Below are 19,741 nucleotides of genomic sequence, written 5' to 3'. Positions count from 1 at the left end.
TACGGTTACTTCCGAGTAGATAGAATTAATGAAAAGAGTCGTCCTACAGCTGAGAAGCTTCCGCTGAGGGACGACTTTATTTGTTGGGAAGATGGGGAACAGAAACCTATAGTCTCTTCGTTTTTTAACAAGAGGGTTACAAGTAACACTGCTACGGGTGGCTGTTCCTGAATAGTGGTGTAGAATTAAAATATACGAAATGCTGGAGGGATAGAAATGGTAGTATTGAATCATGAACCTTTGTTTTCATCAGTAGAATTTTTTATTACAAGATTTTTTGTGGGGATAGATTTAATTTTGGAACAGGAAACTAGAGTGCCGTTGCCAACGATTTGTGTGAATGAAATAGTTGGGATTTTTGATAAGGAGTACTTAGTTAAAAAGCGAATGTTTGGTTTTAATTAGGATGCTTTCGTGACGATATATTATATTGAAAGTAAAGTTGACGAATAAATTCGCTAAATCTTATGCGAATAAGCCTTTATCAAATACAAACAAAAGCTGGTGTGGAAAGTGAAGTCAATTATTGCCCTTACCCCCGAAGCCGTCATCTTCGACTTAGACGGCACCTTGTTTCAAACCGAAACGCTGCTGGAGACGGTTCATGCCCGCGTATTCGATACGTTGCGCGAGGAAGGCTTGTACACGCAAGAGACGCCGCCGATTGCTTCGTTGCTCGGCTCGCTTGGAATGCTGCTGAGCGACATTTGGAAGAAGATTATTCCGGATGGCTCCGAGGAGGCGCACGAACGAGCCAACGTTCTTATGCTTCAATATGAGCTTGAAGAGCTGGAGGCAGGCCGGGGCTCGTTGTATCCGCACGTCCGGGAGACGCTGGAGGAGCTGCGAAACCGAGGCATTCGATTGTTCATAGCGAGCAACGGGCTTGAGGAGTACGTGAAAGGTGTTCCCGTCGCCAAAGAGATCGCCGGATTGTTCGAAGGAACTTACAGCGCGGGCGAGTTCGCTACGTTGTCGAAGGTCGATCTGGTGAGAAAGCTGCTGGACACGTTCGGAGTGAAGTCGGCGTGGATGGTGGGGGATCGGTCGTCGGATGTGGAGGCAGGCAAAAAGAACGGGTTGTTCGTAGTCGGCTGCGATTACGCAGGCTTCCGGCGCGAAGGCGAGCTCGACGGGGCGGATGCGGTTATTCGAAGCTTTAGAGAGTTGATCACTCTGCTTCCATAGGAGTATGTAAAAAGTAAGAGGCATCCTCGAAAATCATTCGGATTTTCCGAGGATGTCTCTTATGGTTGGTTTTTGACGGGGTAGCGCGGGAATCGGTCTATTCTCGCAGTTTGCAGACCTCGAACAGACCAGCCGCTTCAATTGGGCGAAATCGAGTGCTTCCTTAGAAGCTTAGGTCGGATAGCCCTCGGCCATGGCAGAATCCCCATTCTGGCCGGTGAAGCCGGCTGCGTAAGAGCCGCCTCCGCCGACGGAACGAATGGACGCTACCGAAGGGGAGCGATGAGAGCTTTTGGAGCCGCGCTTTTGCTGGTACACCCATAGCGCGTATTCGATCGGCCGGACAATCGCTTTCCGGTAGACGTCGGTTTCTCCGGCTTTGAGGAACACTTCTCTGGACGGCTTCGGATTGACCTCAAGCAGCCACACGCGTCCGTTGCGATCGATCGCGAGATCGAGCGCCAGCTCGCATAAGTCCGAATAGGTGGACTCCAGATGCCTTGCGACGCTAATGCTGAACGACTCGGCCGTCTCGCGGATTTGCGAGATTTTGGCTTCGCTGCCTACCCAATGCCGAAGCAGCGAGTTCATGGAAGCGGCTTGCCCGCCGCCGTGCAGATTGGATGTAATGCTCTGCGAAGGACCTATACGGCCGGCGCAGCCGGTTACTTCCCATTCGCCGCGTCCGTTCTTCTGCACGAGCATCCGGTAGTCGTGCACGCGTCCGTTCGGCAGCTTGATGTTGAGGCCTTGCTGGACGATGTAACGGTCTCCCCGTTTATCCCATGAACGGAGCGCGGCCGACAGCATGCCCGGCTGAATCCGTTTGGCTTGAACAATAGAGCGAGAGTGATTCCGTCCTTGAAGAAGAAGCGTTCCTCTCCGCTCCTTGTCGATGCGCAGGATGCCGCGGCCTCCGGTTCCGTTGATCGGCTTGAAATAAACAGTCGAAAACCGCTTCAGCATATCGGCGACGTCGTCGGAAGACTGGAATAGTCGGGTCGACGGCAGGTGAGAGCGGAAGGAGGAGACGTTGCCGAGAGTCCGATACACCGTCCATTTGTTGCGGAGCGGGCGGTTGAGGAACGTGAGATGCGAATATTTTTTGCGGAAGGCCAGCAGCTCCTGGAATCGCACCGACTTTTGAATCCGGCACCGGTCGTAGATGACATGAGGGAATTTCATCCACTTGCGGCTCCACTTCTTCGTATCGGTCCGATAGACGAGGGCGCTGATGCGGCCGTTGCGGTCGTCCACGTCCCGGGGAGTGAAGACGAAGACGGTCATGCCGAGCCTTTTGCCGGCTGCGATCATTTTTTCGTAGACGGAGCGCTCTTCCAATCGCCCTTCGTCGGTCAAGTACAAGGTCAGAATCCCGAGTACGGGAGTGGACGGAAGCGCCATAGCCGCCTCACCTCCCTTTGCGTCGAGCCAAGGTTCGCGCCGCGGCTTTCATTATTGCGATCGTCCGTCCGATGTGCCGTTGTTCGCCCAGATTGATCTGCCGGAACGAGGCCGCTGCATTCATGGTTGGCCTCCTCCCTTTCTCTTCTGATTCAAACGGTGCAAATAGAGGCTGTATTGAAAAATTCGCTCCAACGATTTTCCTCGAATATGCGGCTCGTCGAACTTCATAGGTTTGGAATTGGCTTCGAAAAACCAGACGTTCCCGTCGGAATCGATTCCGAGATCCATCGACATCTCCCCGAGCCGCAGACGAGAAGAACGCTCGATCTGCCGGGCGAGAAGGACAGCCGTTCCCCGCACTTTCCCGAGCACCTTGCCGGCTTTTTCGCGACCGAAAACCGATACAAGCAGTTTTTCCGGATCGTCGATATACCCTCCCCGCGGAACGTGAGTGGTAATGCTGGAAATCCCCGCGACCCTGGCTCCGATTCCGGTCAATTCCCATTGGCCTTCGGCGTTTTTTTGCACGAGAGCGCGAAGATCGAAAGGCCGTTCGCCAACGGCAGCAAGCTGGATGCCTTGCTGAGCGATATATGGCTCTCCCGAAGAGGCCGATTCGCTTCGCATTTTGCCCCATAGCCGTCCGAGCGTGGCGCATCGAAAAGTGCGGCTTCCTTTTTCCTCCTGAATTTGAAGACGGTAAGGAAGAGACTTCTCGGGCTGCACCTTCACCGACATAATGCCGACGCCCGCTTTTCCTCTCACCGGCTTCAAATAAAGCAGCCGATGGCGTTTCAGCAAGCTGGCCAGCACGACGGGAGCCGTAAGCCGCTTCGTTTCCGGAATATAACGGCGGCTCAGCCGGTTTTCATTCAGCCACTTGAACAACGACCATTTGTTGAAAAAACGGCGATTGAACAGACGAATGCCGGGGGTGCGGGCGATAGCGACAAGCTTCCTCTTGACGTGGGGCAGCATTTCGTCTTCCCTTTGCGGAATGCGATTGTAAATGACGCCAGGGGAAGGAAACCAAGCCTTCACCCAAGCGTCATCCTCCTCCCGGTACGTGTAACCGAGCACGCGGGCCGATTTCAGCTTTAGATTGCCGACGGTAACGACGTAAGCGGTGAAGCCCATCTTTTCGCCCGTTTTGAGTAGATCGGCGAAATTTTGCCGGTTGCCCCGGAATAGCTGGATGTCGTCGTCGATCGTCAAAATCGCGAATACCGGTTTGTCTTCGAAACGGTCGGAAGAAGAAGCCGCATCGGCCGGAAGCGGTCTGGGCAGCATTACGACTCCTCCTTCTTCCGGAATTTGCTCAAGTAGAGGCAGTGATCCAGAATATATTCGAGAGAGGCTTTTCCTTGTTCCTTGAGGGCGGGATGCTTGAAGATCGAGCGGCCCGGCTTCGCGTTCGCCTCGAACATCCATACTTCTCCGTCGCGGTCGATGCCGATGTCGAGTCCGAGCTCGCCCAGCGTATGCTTATGGTTGCGTTCGATCGCTTCCGACAGCTTGACGGCGACTCGTTTCGCTTCCCGAAGCACTTCATCCGCCTTGGAGCCGAATGTACGGTTTAGCGCCTGCTCGGGAGTCATGAGAGAGCCGCCGTTTTTAACGTGGGTCGTTACGCTGCCTCTTCCCGCTTTTTTGGCGCCAATTCCGGCGACGACCCATTCGTTGCTGCCGTTCTTGTGCATGTGGAAGCGAAAATCGATCGGGCAATTATCGATTTCGATAAGCCGGATGCCCTGCTGAACGACGTAGCTGCTCAGTCCGCTGCCATGGCGGGAGCGCAGCATTTTCATAAGGCTGGAAAACTGGGTGAATCGCAGAAGCACGTTGCCGCTGCCCCGCCGATAGCGAACGAAGTAACCGCGGCGGGGATGATACGTGAGACGGTAGATGCCGATGCCGAGGCTTCCGGCTGTCGGTTTGTAATAGAGGAAGTGATGCTTCTCCAGCATCTCGCGAATGCGTTCGGGAGTCGGGTTGTTGACCGATTCCGGCAGATGGTTCAGAGCCTCGGGATCGTTGTCCAGCAGCTTGTAGACGTCCGACTTGTTGAAGAAGCTCCAGTTGAAATAAGGAATTTGCTTCCGTATGAACCGCTCCCTGAGAGCGGAAATGGTCGTGCCTGTTTCCGCGCGGCGGCTCGGAAGCCTGTTATACACGACGTCGGGCAACGGAACGACGCGACGGAACCAAGTGCCTCCCGAATCCAGAAACCAGCCGTGAACCGTCTCTTGCTGCCAATTGATATCCCGGGGCGTGAAGGCGAAGAAATAAGCTTTTTTGCGGCCCATGTAAAGCAGTTGCTTGACGAAGCCGGTTCGAGTGCCGAAAGGCGAAGTCGGCGATTTCGTCGCGCTGTCGGTCAGAATGCCGATCAAAGGGCCGAGCTTGATTTCATCGGTGTCCGCGCTGGACAAGTGGACGTTGCCTGACATCGGGATCCGCACGGAACGGCGAAGCCCGGCCGACATATAGACATGGTTTCCCGCTCGATTAATCGTCCTTACCGTGGCGGGAACGGTGTCCCGTCCGAGCTTGACGTTAACCGATTTTCGTCCGTTCAGCTTGAGCTGCTTCGCGAGAGGGCTGGATAGCCAGACGATTCTCTCGGGCTGCTGGGTGAAGTGGACGTTACAGATGGTCAAACTCATGAATTACCCTCCCAGGTGAACGAAACAGGATATGACGGGCGTAGCTGACCGGCCGTCCGGCAGCCGTCCGGGCGACCGCCTCTCCGAAGCATTCCATGGCGGCGCGGCCAGGCTTCGAATTGGCTTCCAGAAACCAGAGCCGGCCGGATCGATCGACGCCGAAGTCAAGGCCTAGCTCGGCGAAACGTCCGTAACATTGCTCAAGGGTACATACGACATGGAGGCAGCATTCCCGGATCTCTTCTAACAGCATGACGGCTTTCTCGCCGCCGAACATCGAAGCAAGCGCGGCTTGCGCGGGTTCAGCCGTCCCCCCTCCGTGCAAATTCGCGGTAACCGTCTCGGCTTGGCCGCGGCGGATCGCCGTGCCGGTAAGCGCCCAACGGCCCTTGCCGTTCTTTTGCACGAGAGCGCGAATGTCGAACGGTTCGTCCTTGGCGTTGCGCAGGTCAAGAAGCGGCTGCATGACGTATTCCCTGCCGCCGATCCATCTGCCGATGCGGGCTGCCGCTTCATGGAAGTCGGCGCAATCGCACGAGAAGGCTCGATTGTCGGCAAGCCGTCCGCGTAGAGAGACGCTTCCGTCCGCTTTCCGGCGGACGGCGACGACTCTGCGCCCCTGACTTCCGGCAGCGGGCTTCAGGAACGCAGCTCCCCGGTTTCTTGTCAGCCAGCGAAGAAAAGAATCGGTTCCTTCATAGAGCCTCGTAGGCGGAAGATAGGGAGAAAGCCGTTCGTCGCCTGCAAGCGCGAGCTGAACCGCGGCTTTGCCGGGCAAGGGTCCGTTCAGATGAGCAAGCCGTCGCGCAGAGTTAAGCTTCCGCAGCGCTTGCCGATATTTGCGCTTCTCCGATTCGTTCGCCGGCCAGGAGCGATCATACACTAGCGCTGGCAGCGGATGGGCTTCGCGCTGCCACTTGAGCAAGCTCGGCTCAAAGCGCCAGCCTTGAACGGTTCCGTCAGCCGGATTCCAGGTCCAAGGGGCAAATGCGAACACCGACAGGCCTTGCCGGCTTCCGTGCTCGCCGAGCTTGCGGATGAAGCGGCTTTCCGCGAACGGAGGCAGCGCATTTTTTTTCGCATACGAGTATGCCGAGCGCTGGCGCTTTGTCAGTCTCGCGGATGAAGGCGTCAGAATCCGGATAAATGACGGGCATATTGAATCATCATCCGCACCGAAGGACGGATTTTCCCTTCTTTTAATGGCGTATTGTCATTCTTGGAAGGCTTGGAGTTCACTTCGAGCAGCCAAACCCGGCCGGATGTGTCGATCGCGAGGTCGATCCCCAGCTCGCCGAAGTGCGCCGGAATTTTCTCGTCGATTCCTTTGGCGATATCGAGTGCGGCGCGTTGAAGCCGGGACGACGCGACGGCTCTGTGCGTCCCTGGCAAATTCGATTTGGCAACGGCTTCTTTGACGGTCGAGAGGGTACCGCCTCTAGCCAGATTGGAGACGAAATGGTGCGAACCCGCCGTTCTTCCGACAATGGACGTTATTTGCCACGCTCCGCTTGCGTTTTTTTGCGTTAACGCCCGGAAATCGACGGGACGCCCTCCGGCTTCGATCAATGTCAGTCCTTGCTGGATTAAATAACGGACCGTTTTCATTTTGCCGGAAATGGAGGAGAACAGCTTGGCGGGATCGTTGAACGACTGCCTTCGCGTGCCGTTGACGGTTGCATAGGAAGCCTGCCAGCTCTCCGAACCGACGCGGGTCAGGCGGATAATTCCTTTGCCGAGGCTGCCCCGGACGGGCTTCAAGAATACCGCCGAATAGCGGGTGCACATACTCTTGAACATCGCGTAGCTGCGCAGCGAGTACGACTCGGGCAAATACTTCTGGACGGCGCTGTCTTTTTTGAGAGCTTCGAACACTTCGGATTTGTCCAGGAATTTCTCGTTGAATACATGGGAGCCATACCGATTTCGGATATCCTTCATGAAGCTCTGCACGACGGCGCTGTTCTCCAGCTTGCGGGTCGTCAGCCGATTGTTGACGACATCGGGTGCGGGCAGAGACATCCGATGCCATCCGGTTGCGTTATGCACCCAGCCCTCCACCGAATTCGAACTTGACCCGATACCCCCGGAGTGAAAAAATAGACGTATGCTCCTTGGGCGCGGCACGCTGTTGTCAATTCCCGGCAAAAGAGCGTAATGTCCCCGAACGGTTTATCCGGGATATGGGGGAAGCTGCGGCTGACAAGGACGCCGATAAGCGGTCCAAGCGCAAGAGTGCGGCCGGATGTCCGGTATTGCAGCCTTAGCGGCGTACCGGAATGGATTCCCATTCGGTGAGAAAGCGTCTGGCTCATGCGCATGCCTTCGAAGCGGGGAACCGGGACGAGAGTGACGGAGTGACGGAACGCGCCGAATTTCAGCGAAATCGGCTGATGGGCAGGGATTTTAAGCTGCTTCATTACGCTTTCTCCCAGCATGAGGACGTCGTCGGACAAGATGTCGGAGCTGACGATTTGGACGTTGACTTTCGGGGTGGACATGCTAGCTTGCTCCTCCCACCGATTCGTTCTTCATGATGAAGGCACTCCCACAATTCCTCTCGTGGGCTCGCGAGAATACTCCATCATATGAGGACATCTATCTATCGGTGATTGGTGGTCAGGCGTTATCGAACGAATGAAAATGCAAGGCGTGGCCTATCGAATAGGAGGAACGGCGTTGAAAAATGGCGACAGGATCGCGTTCGGCGGCACGGAATGAACGAAAAAGAGAAATCGACGGCAACGAGGAAGTCGGATCATATTCGAATATGTCTGGATGAGCAAGTGTCGGGGCAAGGGGTGACGACCGGATTCGAGCATTACCGGTTTCGTCATTCCGCATTGCCGGAGCTGTCGCTCTCCGAGACGGAATTGAGCGTCGATCTGCTTGGCAAAAAGCTGAAGACGCCGCTTCTCATAAGCAGCATGACCGGAGGGACCGAGCAAACCGGTGCCATTAACCGGAGACTGGCGGAAGCGGCGGAAGCGCGAGGCTGGGGGATCGCGCTCGGCTCGATGCGAGCGGCGATCGAGCGGGAGGAGCTTGCGTCCACGTTCCGAGTACGGAAGCAAGCGCCCACGACGTTGGTGATCGCCAATTTGGGCGCCGTTCAGCTTAATTACGGCCTTGGACCCGAAGATTGCCGCCGAGCCGTTGCATTGGCGGAAGCGGATGCGCTCGTGCTCCATCTGAATGCGCTTCAGGAAGCGTTTCAACCGGGAGGAGATACCGATTTCGGCGGCTTGCTTCGTCGGATCGAAGAAGTATGCCGCCGCCTGTCCGTACCGGTCGGAATCAAGGAGGTAGGCTGGGGCATCGATAGCGATACCGCTCGAAGGTTGACGGATGCGGGCGCGGCTTTCATCGACGTAGCGGGAGCCGGCGGAACTTCCTGGAGCCAGGTCGAAAAACTTCGTCAGTCCGACCCGGTAGTAAGAGCCGCCGCGGAGGCGTTCGTCGATTGGGGCAATCCGACGGCGGAATGCGTGCGCGAAGTGCGTGAAGTATTGCCTGGAGCCGTTATTATCGCAAGCGGGGGATTGGCGAGCGGCGTGGACGCGGCCAAGGCGCTTGCGCTGGGCGCGAACGCAGCGGGCTTCGGCCGTTCGTTGCTTCGGCAAGCGGCCGTCCCCGGAGGCGACGTTGCGCTTGATCTGGAGCGAATCGAGCTGGAGCTTCGTACGGCTATGTTCGGCATAGGCGCACGGAACGTAGCATCGCTGCAGGCGACGGACCGGCTGTACAGACGGATATTAGGCTAACAGGAGCGCATCGCTCCAGTTTTCTTCCGCTGACCGGGGGCAACATGTACAATATAACGAAACGAATTTCCCTTTATTGCGGCAAAGGAGTCTTTTTTTCATGGGCGAGTGGTACGAGGATAGCTTTGGAGAAGATTACATAATCGTCTATAGACATCGCAGTCTCGCGAACGCCGAGCGGGAAATTCGCTCGATGACAGGGTGGATGAGCTTGCCGGAAGGAGCCGAAGTGCTGGACGTAGGCTGCGGGACGGGAAGACATGCAGAGGCGCTTCGGGCGCTCGGCTACAAAGTGACGGGATTGGATTTGTCCCCCGTGCTTCTAAACGAGGCGAAGAAGAAGGATTCCAAGGGGCTGATCAAGTGGGTGCAGGGGGATATGAGGTCAATTCCATTCGCTGACGGTTCCTTCGAAGCCGTCGTGAATTGGTTTACCTCATTCGGATATTTCAAGGATGATGCCGATAATGATAAGGCATTGTCGGAAATGAGCCGCGTGCTCGTTCCCGGAGGGAAGTTTTTGATCGATTTTCTGAACGCGGCTCACGTAAAGGAAAATTTGGTCCCGTATTCGGAGAGGCTGGACGGGGCTGCAGGGCTGCGTATTTCCGAGCGGCGCTCCATAGAAGGCGATTTCGTCGTCAAAAGAATCGAAATAACGCCCGAGACGGGAGAGCCGCGCCGATATGAGGAACGGGTTCGGCTGATCGGATTGGAGCGTTTCCGTTCGATGGCCAAGCAGACCGGTTTGACGATTGAAGCCGTTCGCGGGGGTTATGAAGGCGAGAGCTACGATGAGCGGAAGTCCGCCCGTCTCATTATGACAGGGAGGCGAGCCGAATGAGCGATCTATCGCCGATATGGACGGAACATGCGCATGGATGGCTGCAGGTTAAGATTCCTCTCCCCTTTTCGCTGAAGTGGGTCAATTCCTATTTGCTGCCGGGCGACGCAGGCTGGACGATGATCGATCCCGGCTTGCGGACGGAAGAGGCTATCGCTTGTTGGGATAGTGTGTTAGATCAGGTTGGAATAGACTGGAGCGGCATCTCCTCCATCGTCGTTACTCATCATCATCCCGACCATTACGGTCTCGCCGGGCTTGCGCAGATGAGGTCGGGCGCCCCGATATGGATGTCGCAAACCGCGATGAAGACGGCTCGTCGGCTGTGGGGGAAAGACGAAACTTTTTCGGCGGAGCTGACAGAGGCGTTCGTGAAGCACGGACTCCCCTCCGAGCTGGAGCAGTCGATGCTGGAGCATATGACCGGGTTCCGGGAGAAGGTGTCGCCTCGGCCGGAAAGGCCGGACATTCGAATACTCGAACCGGGCACGGAGTTCAAAATGGCGGGAGCAATCTGGGAAATTATCGGCGGTGAAGGACACGCTCCCGGGCACGTCTCGCTGCTGGATCGCCGCAGGCGGCTGCTTTTGTGCGGGGACCAGGTGCTTCCTCAAATAACTCCGAATATCGGTTGGATGCCGGGAGGGGATCCCGATCCTCTCGGATCTTATTTGCAGACGCTGCGGTCGATGCTCGGATTGCCCGTCGATATTGCGTTTCCGGGACATCGCGATCCGTTCTCGAGGTTTGACGAGCGCGTTTTGGAGATTGCGGCTCATCATGACCGCCGCTTAAGCCATATGCTGGAGCTAGTCGGGGATGGTTCGATATCGACGTTCGAGCTATGCGAGGCGACATTCGGCGCTCGGCTGCGCGGAAATATTCACAATTTGCGATTTGCCTTGGCGGAGACGATAGCCCATGCGGTCTATTTGGAAAAGTCGGGCAAGCTGATCCGAGCAGCTGACTTCGACGGCTCCATAATTCGGTTTCGGAAGGCATAATGCAAGCAGGTGACCCAATCGTTCTTGAGAACGGTTGGGTTAATTTTTTTGTGGACAGCTTCGCCGGTTCGCGTAGCTGGGCGGGTTCGAGGCGAATTGGTTGGTGCGGTTCGGTTCGGGGAGTCGTCGCAGGAAGTCGTTGGGGTTCGTGGTTGCTGTCCCATTATCCCTTTCGCTCAGATCGGAGGGAAAAGGCACAAATACTGGGGGGCCGCTATTGGAGCGTGGAGTAGGAACGGGCAGGTGAGTGAACATAGCCGGGTATGGGCGATTTACAGAGTCGGCGCACGAACGAATAGTCTAATTAGCCTTCCGAGAGCGGCTTACAGAGTCGGGGCGCGAACGAGTAGCTGAATTAGCCTACCGAGAGCGGGTTACAGAGTCGGGGCGCGAACGAGTAGCTGAATTAGCCTACCGAGAGCGGGTTACAGAGCCGGAGCGCGAACGAGTAGCTGAATTAGCCTTCCGAGAGTGGGTTGTAGAGTCGGCGCACGAACGAATAGTCTAATTAGCCTTCCGAGAGCGGGTTACAGAGTCGGAGCGCGAACGAGTAGTGGAAATAGCCTTCCGAGAGCGGCTTACAGAGTCGGGGCGCGAACGAGTAGCTGAATTAGCCTTCCGAGAGCGGGTTACAGAGTCGGAGCGCGAACGAGTAGTGGAAATAGCCTTCAGAGAGCGGGTTACAGAGTCGGGTCGCGAACGAGTGGTGGAAATAGCCTTCCGAGAGCGGGTTACAAAGTCGGGGTGCGAACGAGTAGCTGAATTAGCCTTCCGAGAGCGGGTTGCAGAGTCGGATCGCGAACGAGTAGCTGAATTAGCCTTCCGAGAGCGGGTTACAGAGTCGGGGCGCGAACGAATAGTCTAATTAGCCTTCCGAGAGCGGGTTGCAGAGTCGGCGTACGAACGAGTGGTGGAAATAGCCTTCCGAGAGCGGGTTACAGAGCCGGAGCGCGAACGAGTAGCTGAATTAGCCTACCGAGAGCGGGTTACAGAGTCGGCGCACGAACGAGTGGTGGAAATAGCCTGCCGAGAGCGGGTTACAGAGTCGGATCGCGAACGAGTAGTGGAAATAGCCTATCGAGAGCGGGTTACAGAGTTGGAGCGCGAACGAGTAGTGGAAATAGCCTTCCGAGAGCGGGTTGTAGAGTCGGCGCACGAACGAATAGTCTAATTAGCCTTCCGAGAGCGGGTTACAGAGTCGGATCGCGAACGAGTAGTGGAAATAGCCTATCGAGAGCGGGTTACAGAGTCGGCGCACGAACGAGTGGTGGAAATAGCCTTCCGAGAGCGGGTTACAGAGTCGGGGCGCGAACGAGTGGTGGAAATAGCCTATCGAGAGCGGGTTACAGAGTCGGATCGCGAACGAGTAGCTGAATTAGCCTTCCGAGAGCGGGTTACAGAGTCGGGGCGCGAACGAGTAGCTGAATTAGCCTTCCGAGAGCGGGTTACAGAGTCGGGGCGCGAACGAGTAGCTGAATTAGTCTGCCGAGAGCGGGTTACAGAGTCGGCGCACGAACGAGTATCCGAATCAGCCTTCCAAGAACGGAAAGGTGCCGCCTAAGCGCGCTCGTGAGGTATTAACGCTGATAGCGTCTCATCCCGTCGCTCGCTCTGACGGCACCTTATTCCGCTAGCTTGCCAGCAGATGCTCATCTCGTCTCACAAACGTAACGGCACAGATTCGCACTAGAATCGCCAATACTAGTCATTCTAGCGCAGCATCCGTCCGTCGCAAATTCCCCGTCGAGATGACTTCTGAGCGGGATACCCCTGCTGTCTCCGTCTCACCGGGCAAGCAACGTCAAGCTCCTTTACCCGTTCTCGCTTTCTTCGAGAGCTTCGGTTTCCGCTTCCCGCTCGGCTTGCTTGCGGTGGGCGATCCGGCTCGAAGCCGCGGCTGCGATAGCTCCTACGATATCGTCGAGAAACGTATGGATCTCGTTGGAGTTTTTGTCGTTCAACTTTTTCAGCACGCCGGGCTTGAACTTGTCGATATAGCCGAAGTTAGTAAATCCGATGCTGCCATAAACGTTCACGATGCTGAGAGCAAGCACCTCATCGCAGCCGTACAATCCTTCATCGTGCTGAATCATCGCTTGCAGCGGAGGAAGCAGCTTGCCTTCTTCCGCCAAAATATCAAGTTGAATGCCTGTCAGGACGGCGTTCTGAACTTCCCGTTTGCCTAGAACCGCGTCCACGTTGCGCACGCATTCATCAAGAGTCAATTCGGGGAAATAATCTTTCTGCAGGAGCATGACCAGTTGACCGATTTGTTCCTTGGTCACTCCTCTTTTGGTCAGCCACTCTTCCGTGGCCGTTGCGACGATTTTGCTGTTCAGTCTGTAGACATTCGGTTCGGACATGAAGCAACACCTCTTTCTCGCACAGGTTAGGCTGCGTGGAGCCCCGCGAATCGTTCCGCAACCCGGAGCGGACAAACATACATAAATGGCGCAGGGACTCGTATACATAGTACTACAAAGATGGGGCCGGGGAAACGGTTCCGCTGGGAGGAAAAATTATGAAAAGCAGTTGGACGAGAAAATCGAGAACCCGATTGTTGGCGGCGATGCTCCTTTTGTTGCCTGTCGTCTCCGCATGCAGCCTGGGAGGAGGGGGCGGCGAGCCAGACGTTGCCGATATCGATGCTCCGCCCGCAAGCGTCGAGCAGTCTATGCTGGAACAAACGGACGAACAGCCGTCACATCCGTCGATCGCAACCGTCGACAATGCGCAAGACGGACACGCGGTCAAAGCCGGAGACGCCGCCGGACAAGCCGGACAAGCCGGACAAGTCTCGCAAGAAGCAGCGGGCGACACGGTTACGGTGTACTTGCTTGATCGGAACGGCTATGTGGCGCCTATGACTCTCCGTACAGCCGCGGAATCCGGCGGCAAAGAAAAAGGCGGAGACAACGCAGCCGGCCAAACGTTGGCGGAAACCGCGCTATCATGGATGATCGATAATCCGGAACGGAGGGATCAGCTTCCTCCGGGGTTCAGTGCATTGCTGCCGGCGGGCACCAAAATCAATTCCGTCGTTCCGGACGCCGAGTCCCGCTCCGTTACGATCGACTTCGCCGAGCCGCTCACGGGCTTGGAGACGGGCAAGGATCGAAAGGCGATCGAGGCTCTCGTATGGACAATGACCGAATTGCCCGGAACGGACAGCGTCAAGCTTACCGTCGCGGGCAAGCCGCTTCAATTGCTGCCGGGATCGTCCATCCCGGTCGATGCGAAGCTGACGCGCGGAATTGGTATTAACGTCGAAGCGGCGAAGGACGTCCAGACAAGCGCGCGATGGGAGTTACTTTGTACTTCTCCGCCCGTTCCGCAGAAGGAGAAGGCTATTTCGTTCCTGTCACGCGCCTCATCAACCGTCAGCCCGACCGCGCCCGAGCCGCCTTGCAGGAGTTGATCAAGGGACCGCAGGATTTGGCCAGCCTTAATCCGGTTCTGACGACCGACCTGATTGTCGATCAGCTATCGACGGTGGAAAATACAGTCGATCTGTCGCTCAAGGACGCCGGATGGAGTCCGCAATCGCCGGTTCCCGCCGAAATGATGCAAGCTCTGGTGTTAACGATGACGGAAGCGACCGGAGCTCCCCAAGTGAAGCTGGCTATGAACGGAGACGATACTTTCGTCGATTCGGACAGCAATAGCTACGATCACCCCGTCACACGCCCAACCGCAATCAATTCCTTGAAGAGATAGCGTTTCGACGGCCGCAAGCGAGCGCGCTTGCCGCGCCGGTCGCCGTCTACCGCGTCTGCCCCGTGCTCGTGAATACGACGTCGGTCTTCACGCGATACCTAACGTTCGGATACGCTTCTTTCCATCGTTTCCAGTCGTCGGCTCTTCCGAATCGTTTGGCCATGTAAGACAGACCGAAGCCGAACGGATCGACGCCCGCGTCCCGGACTTTGACCAGCATCGCCCTGATCTGCTCGGATACGCTTTCTCCAAGCCGCCTTTCCATATGGACGAGTTGACCGTTCATAATTCGTTCGGGACTCTCTTCGACGAGGCCGCGCAGCCTTACCCGCAGGTTCACGACAGGCTCGGCTCCGACATCGATGGAACGTTTGACTTTCACTAGAGTATTGAACATGACGAGCCGTTTGCCGTCGAGCTCCATCGAGACTCCGGATTTATTGAATTGAAAGGCCACTATGTTATAGAGCTGCGTCTCTTCCGGGGTGAGGATGAGGCGCAGCTTTGTTTTGTCGAACAGAGCTACCCGATCGACTACGTACGAATCGCCGTCGCTTCCGACGATGGGGAGATACGGATCCAAGCCCGGTTCGGAGGAACGTCTCATAAAATCGAACAAATATTCGCTGACCGTGAAGGATGATTCGGTCCTTCCTTCCCGAACATAAGGAAAAAAGCGTTGCCCGGATAGCGCTCCGATTTGATTTTGACCTTCAATAACGAATTGGCATCCGGCATCGCGATTCCGAGATAGGCAATCTGCTGAATGTCCCGCCGACGGGACATCCATTCTATCGAATCCGCGAAGCCCGCTTCGGCCAGCGATTTGCCGAGCAGAATAACTCTGCAATGGGCAAAATCGAGCTCTTTGTCGACGTGGCTTTTGAGCTTGCGAATCGCTTCCGCGACGCTCGCCCCTTCGATCGTCTCGACTTCCGTGTGCGCCTCTCCGCTTTCTGTCTTCGTATAAGGAATAGCGAGCCTTAGCGTAACCCGGTACGGGGTATCGGTTTTTCCGGTTAAGTCGATGCCGGTCGCAATGACGAAAAATCGTTTGTCGATATCCTTGAAGCCGCATCCTCCGCAAAGAGTCAAGCCGAGCAAGGCTGCGCACGCGAGCCATCTTCTCAGGCTCATGAAGATCCGCCTCCTGGCAAAGCTTTTGCCGTGCGGTGCGCGTTCCTTTTTCCGGAAATTACAGTAAACCCGATCATCAACGCGAAGAGAATCGCTTCGGCGAAGAATCGATTGATCAGCCAGTAGACCGAGATTCGCTCGTTCCACTCATCGTTAACGAAGCCGGCGTAAACAAACGTGGCGACGCCCAGCGCAATAGCGAAATACCAATGTCCGCGGGCGTCGAGCTCGGATCGACGGGCATCACTTTGCCGGTGAATACGCTGTGAAGAATGTCGATCGTCACATGCCAAGCATTCATGACAAAAATAAGCGAGAGATTCGTATACAAAACCAAAAACAAATAGAGCACCCGATTAATGAAGCCGTATTGCATCTCCATGGAATCGGCGGTCGTGCTCCATAAGAACACGTATTTATCGATTCCGGCGGTCCCGTGAAACCCGATGGGCACGAAAAAAGTGACCAGCATGAAAAATACGCCGAATATGGGAATGATCCACAGGTAACGATTCGAGGTTTTGGCCGTAGCCATCCGGTTGAAGACGATAAGATTCAAATAACCGGAGAACAAAAAGGTAGCCGCACAAAAGCTGACGAACGACGGTTTTGTCCGGACGTAGCCAGCCGCCAGCCGTATGGCGTCCCAGTTCAGCCACTCGTTCCCGATCGCTTTGAACAGAATCATAAAAATAAGCGGGGCGCACATAAGGATAAGAATTTCCTGCGCGAATTGAACGGTTCGAATGCTGCGGGTCGAAGCCCACAAAGCGGCGATTACCATGATCAACAGGTTCCAGTATTCGTTCATGTCCGGATTGAAGAACGTCCGAATCAGCTCCGCTTGAATATAGACGACCAACAGCCCTCCGAGCGCCCACGTCAGCGCCGAATAGGAGCTTAGTATTTTGGTAAGCCATCCGGGCAAGAAGCAATCGAATATCTCATACATTCCAAGTCCCGGAAAACGACGGAAGCAGACGGATGTCCCGATAGCGACAATGGATCCGACGACCATCGCCAGCGCCATGCCGGATACGGCTCCCTTGAAACGGTATTCGATCAATACGTGGGGTACGAACAGCATAATATTGATCATGCCTACGTATAGAACGTGGTAATACAAGTATCGAAGCATCGCCGCTACCCCGCTTTCTGCTTGAAGCCTTTGTTTTTGGCAAGAGGAAGCGTCAGATAGGGCTCCCCGAAGCTGCGCAGTCCGCTGACGTAGACGACCAGCATGAAGAAGGTGACGACGACGCCGACCGTTCCGAAAAAAATCGCCGCTGCGACGAAGATGTATTTCGCAAATCGAATGGCGTAGCTGAACGTGGAGTTCGGAATGACGAAATTGGAAATCGCAACGACGGAAGTGACGATAATCATGATGCTGCTGACGAGGCCCGCTTGCTGGACGGCCTGTCCGAGGATGAGCCCGCCTACCGTGGCCGCCGTCGAGCCGATGTAGCGAGGGAGCCGCAGGCTGGCTTCGGTAAGCGCTTCGATCATGAACAGCATGATGAACACTTCGATGAACGACGGATAAGGAACGACGAGACGGCTTCCGGCAATCGACAGCGTTAATTGCACACGAAAGATTTCGGGATTGTAGGAAACGATCGAGATATACGCCGCGGGAAGCGTCAGAGTCAGGAACAGCGATAAGTAACGGAGAAGCAGCAGCGCTCTGCTCATCCAGAACATTTCGTATTCGTCGTCCATGGCGTGCATGAAGTCCGAGAAACAGACGGGCAATACGAGGGCGAATCGGCTCCCGTCGATGACAATGACGATTTTTCCCCTCTTAAGCAGCATTGTAATGCGGTCCGGCCTCTCGGTCACAAGCGTGAGAGGGAATAGCGGACGCTTGCTGCCGGCTATTTTTTTGCCCAATTCGCCCGCTGCCTGAACCAGCTTGAGATCCGCCGCGGACAGGCGGCGATCGAGCTCCTTTCGAACGGATTCGTTGACCAGCTTTTTGTCGTAGACGAGCGAAATCCGGGTGTTGGATATGTCCCCCAGTCTCCGGTATTCGATAGCCAGCGAAGAATCGTTGTAGGAGGAACGGATCAGGTACAGATTGATGTCCAGATCCTCGGCCAGCGCCGAGTAGGGGCCTTGGAGGGCGGTTTCAACCTGGGCGGTATCCGGCTTCGTAATTAGCTTGCGGATCGCGTCGAAGGAGTAGACGGTTCCTTCCAGACTTAGAATAACCTTGCCTTGCAGGACGTGCTTCTTCAGGTCGCTCCGGTCGTCCTGCTTGACGAATTTCGGATTCGCTTTGAGCATTCGGCGAAACTCGTCGGGATCGAAACGATACGAGAAAGGAACGAGCAAGCCGTCCTTAATGAACGCTTCATCGCAAAGAGCGGGAAAATAGACGAGCTCCATTGTCCAATAGCCGTTGTCGATCGTTTCCGAGCATAGATCGTCGGGATCGTTCAATTCTGCGACAAGCCGATTAAGCAAATGAAACCCTCCATTCCTTCGATTTCCATTAGGTTGCCCGCACGCTGCGATCTCATACCGGAAGCATCAGGTGCTTTTGTCCCGATACTTTGGTAAAATGGGAAGGATTTCGTATCCGGGAGGCATATACATATGAGATTCGACGGAAGGCAGCCCGCGATTTGCGTTCGTTTGCGGTGACACTTCATCCCAATAAATACGCGGAGGGTTCGGTTCTGATCGAAGCCGGGGAGACGAAGGTTCTCTGCACGGCGACGATCGACGAGAGAGTTCCGCCTTTTTTGAAGGGCCAAGGCAAAGGCTGGATCACGGCGGAGTATTCGATGCTGCCAAGAGCGACCCAGCAGCGCAATCAGCGCGAATCGATCAAAGGAAAGCCGACGGGCCGGACGATGGAAATCCAACGGCTGATCGGACGCGCTCTTCGTTCCGTCGTCAGCCTTGAAGCGCTTGGCGAACGGACGATCACGATCGATTGCGACGTCCTGCAAGCCGACGGGGGAACGCGGACGACTTCGATTACAGGCGGTTTTCTCGCGCTGGCGCTCGCCATTCACAAGCTGTCCGGCACGGTAACGTTCAACAAGTATCCTCTGACGGATTTTCTCGCGTCGGTTAGCGTAGGCGTCTTCCATAATGAGGTCGTGCTCGATCTGAACTATGAAGAGGATTCCAAGGCAAAGGTAGATATGAACGTCGTTATGACGGGCTCCGGGACATTCGTCGAGGTGCAGGGAACGGGAGAGGACTCGCCGTTCTCGCGCTCCGAGCTCGATGGCATGCTGGGGCTCGCCGAAGAAGGAATTCTGAAGCTGGTCGAATGGCAAAAGGAAACGCTCGGCGAAGCGGGAGTCCGCATCGGCGGAGGGACGAAGTGATTCGGGCGGGCGGCACGGTATTGATCGCTACGAAAAACCGGGGCAAGACAAAGGAATTCCGCAAAGCGTTCGAGCCGATCGGAGTGACCGTAACCGATTTGAACGAGACGGACGGCATTCCTCCCATCGAGGAGACGGGAGTCACGTTCGCCGAGAACGCGATGCTTAAGGCAAGAGAAGTCGCGCGGTTGACGGGCATTCCCGTATTGGCGGACGATTCCGGTCTATGCGTCGATGCGCTCGGCGGCGCTCCCGGCGTCTATTCCGCCCGCTACGCCGGTGAAGGCGCAGGCGATAAAGCGAACAACGCCAAGCTGTTGTCCGAGCTTGGAGCGGGAACTGCACAGACGGATGCCGAACCGTCGGGAGAGCCGCGGACGCTTAGCGCAGCGCGCTTCGTCTGCTCATTGGCCTTGTACGATCCGGCGACGGATACCGCAGTAACGAGCGAGGGAACGGTAGAAGGGCTCATCCTGGCCGAGCCCCGGGGCGAAGCCGGATTCGGCTACGATCCGCTGTTCTGGGTTCCCGGCTTCGGCCGAAGCATGGCCGAGCTGACGCCGGAAGAGAAGAACGCAATCAGTCACCGCGGGAACGCTCTGAAGCTGCTCCTTGAGAAGCTGTAGCAACGACAAAAACGCCTTCAGCGTCCGTGAGACGCCGAAGG

The 19,741-nt window shown here is 56.0% G+C and carries 17 protein-coding genes and 2 pseudogenes; 9 read left to right on the top strand and 10 right to left on the bottom strand.

Annotated features, from left to right (window positions below; translation table 11 throughout):
* Window positions 1-216 precede the first annotated feature (216 nt).
* Together D3H35_RS08150 and D3H35_RS08145 are read left to right on the top strand one after the other, a co-directional pair.
* A complete protein-coding gene (locus D3H35_RS08150) occupies window positions 217-405 on the top strand; it encodes a hypothetical protein (RefSeq protein ID WP_119148600.1) in 189 nt (62 codons plus the stop codon).
* Window positions 406-513: 108 nt separating this feature from the next.
* Window positions 514-1,188 carry an HAD family hydrolase gene (locus tag D3H35_RS08145; RefSeq protein WP_378124834.1) on the top strand — a complete coding sequence of 225 codons (675 nt, stop codon included), beginning with the start codon at window positions 514-516 and terminating at the stop codon, window positions 1,186-1,188.
* Window positions 1,189-1,359: 171 nt separating this feature from the next.
* Here D3H35_RS08145 and D3H35_RS08140 read toward each other — a convergent pair whose 3' ends face one another.
* The 5 genes and pseudogenes from D3H35_RS08140 to D3H35_RS08120 all read right to left on the bottom strand — a co-directional run bounded on the left by D3H35_RS08140 (window position 1,360) and on the right by D3H35_RS08120 (window position 7,762).
* Complete coding sequence (locus D3H35_RS08140) at window positions 1,360-2,592, bottom strand: YheC/YheD family endospore coat-associated protein (RefSeq protein WP_119148599.1); 1,233 nt, start codon at window positions 2,590-2,592, stop codon at window positions 1,360-1,362.
* 120 nt (window positions 2,593-2,712) lie between these two features.
* A complete protein-coding gene (locus D3H35_RS08135) occupies window positions 2,713-3,885 on the bottom strand; it encodes a YheC/YheD family endospore coat-associated protein (protein ID WP_119148598.1) in 1,173 nt (390 codons plus the stop codon).
* A complete protein-coding gene (locus D3H35_RS08130; RefSeq protein ID WP_119148597.1) occupies window positions 3,885-5,261 on the bottom strand; it encodes a YheC/YheD family protein in 1,377 nt (458 codons plus the stop codon). The genes D3H35_RS08135 and D3H35_RS08130 overlap by 1 nt, the downstream gene beginning before the upstream one ends.
* Window positions 5,242-6,258, bottom strand: coding sequence for a YheC/YheD family endospore coat-associated protein (locus D3H35_RS08125; RefSeq protein ID WP_158593998.1), 1,017 nt, complete (start codon window positions 6,256-6,258; stop codon window positions 5,242-5,244). The genes D3H35_RS08130 and D3H35_RS08125 overlap by 20 nt, the downstream gene beginning before the upstream one ends.
* Window positions 6,259-6,392: 134 nt before the next feature.
* Window positions 6,393-7,762, bottom strand: a pseudogene (locus tag D3H35_RS08120) (YheC/YheD family endospore coat-associated protein).
* 216 nt (window positions 7,763-7,978) lie between these two features.
* Here D3H35_RS08120 and fni point away from each other — a divergent pair.
* The 3 genes from fni (at window position 7,979) to D3H35_RS08105 (ending at window position 10,873) form a co-directional block, all read left to right on the top strand.
* The gene (gene fni / locus D3H35_RS08115; RefSeq protein ID WP_119148595.1) at window positions 7,979-9,025 is read left to right on the top strand and encodes a type 2 isopentenyl-diphosphate Delta-isomerase; all 1,047 of its coding nucleotides are present in this window, start codon (window positions 7,979-7,981) and stop codon (window positions 9,023-9,025) included.
* A gap of 100 nt (window positions 9,026-9,125) precedes the next feature.
* Window positions 9,126-9,869: a class I SAM-dependent methyltransferase gene (locus tag D3H35_RS08110; protein ID WP_119148594.1), complete on the top strand. Its 744-nt coding sequence runs from the start codon at window positions 9,126-9,128 to the stop codon at window positions 9,867-9,869.
* A complete protein-coding gene (locus D3H35_RS08105; protein ID WP_119148593.1) occupies window positions 9,866-10,873 on the top strand; it encodes an MBL fold metallo-hydrolase in 1,008 nt (335 codons plus the stop codon). The genes D3H35_RS08110 and D3H35_RS08105 overlap by 4 nt, the downstream gene beginning before the upstream one ends.
* A gap of 1,811 nt (window positions 10,874-12,684) precedes the next feature.
* Here the strand turns inward: D3H35_RS08105 and D3H35_RS08100 are convergent.
* Window positions 12,685-13,236, bottom strand: coding sequence for a phosphatidylglycerophosphatase A family protein (locus D3H35_RS08100; RefSeq protein ID WP_119147409.1), 552 nt, complete (start codon window positions 13,234-13,236; stop codon window positions 12,685-12,687).
* 158 nt (window positions 13,237-13,394) lie between these two features.
* On the opposite strand from D3H35_RS08100, the gene D3H35_RS08095 reads away from it, so the two are divergent.
* Window positions 13,395-14,291: a GerMN domain-containing protein gene (locus tag D3H35_RS08095; RefSeq protein ID WP_119148592.1), complete on the top strand. Its 897-nt coding sequence runs from the start codon at window positions 13,395-13,397 to the stop codon at window positions 14,289-14,291.
* Entirely contained in the window at window positions 14,174-14,590 is a 417-nt protein-coding gene (locus D3H35_RS08090) for a GerMN domain-containing protein (RefSeq protein ID WP_119148591.1), read from the top strand. The genes D3H35_RS08095 and D3H35_RS08090 overlap by 118 nt, the downstream gene beginning before the upstream one ends.
* Window positions 14,591-14,636: 46 nt before the next feature.
* Here the strand turns inward: D3H35_RS08090 and D3H35_RS30630 are convergent, their stop codons facing one another.
* From D3H35_RS30630 to D3H35_RS08075, 4 genes are all read right to left on the bottom strand, one after another.
* A complete protein-coding gene (locus D3H35_RS30630) occupies window positions 14,637-15,209 on the bottom strand; it encodes a Ger(x)C family spore germination C-terminal domain-containing protein (protein WP_158593996.1) in 573 nt (190 codons plus the stop codon).
* Window positions 15,194-15,727 carry a Ger(x)C family spore germination protein gene (locus D3H35_RS30625; RefSeq protein ID WP_158593995.1) on the bottom strand — a complete coding sequence of 178 codons (534 nt, stop codon included), beginning with the start codon at window positions 15,725-15,727 and terminating at the stop codon, window positions 15,194-15,196. Before D3H35_RS30625 ends, D3H35_RS30630 begins: the two co-directional genes overlap by 16 nt.
* 115 nt (window positions 15,728-15,842) lie before the next feature.
* A complete protein-coding gene (locus D3H35_RS08080) occupies window positions 15,843-16,865 on the bottom strand; it encodes a GerAB/ArcD/ProY family transporter (RefSeq protein WP_119148589.1) in 1,023 nt (340 codons plus the stop codon).
* A 5-nt stretch (window positions 16,866-16,870) separates the two neighbouring features.
* Window positions 16,871-18,196: a spore germination protein gene (locus tag D3H35_RS08075; protein WP_158593994.1), complete on the bottom strand. Its 1,326-nt coding sequence runs from the start codon at window positions 18,194-18,196 to the stop codon at window positions 16,871-16,873.
* A 132-nt stretch (window positions 18,197-18,328) separates the two neighbouring features.
* On the opposite strand from D3H35_RS08075, the pseudogene rph reads away from it, so the two are divergent.
* Together rph and D3H35_RS08065 are read left to right on the top strand one after the other, a co-directional pair.
* A pseudogene (rph, locus tag D3H35_RS08070) lies at window positions 18,329-19,074 on the top strand (ribonuclease PH).
* Window positions 19,071-19,700 (top strand): XTP/dITP diphosphatase, encoded by a 630-nt coding sequence (locus tag D3H35_RS08065; protein WP_233567827.1) that lies wholly within the window; start codon window positions 19,071-19,073, stop codon window positions 19,698-19,700. The pseudogene rph and the gene D3H35_RS08065 overlap by 4 nt, the downstream one beginning before the upstream one ends.
* Window positions 19,701-19,741 lie beyond the last annotated feature (41 nt).

Origin of the sequence: Cohnella faecalis, assembly GCF_003570905.1 — a bacterium.
GTDB lineage: Bacteria > Bacillota > Bacilli > Paenibacillales > Paenibacillaceae > Cohnella > Cohnella faecalis.
The sequence above is the reverse complement of the archived record's forward strand: the minus strand, read 5'-3'. Positions and strand labels throughout refer to the sequence as shown.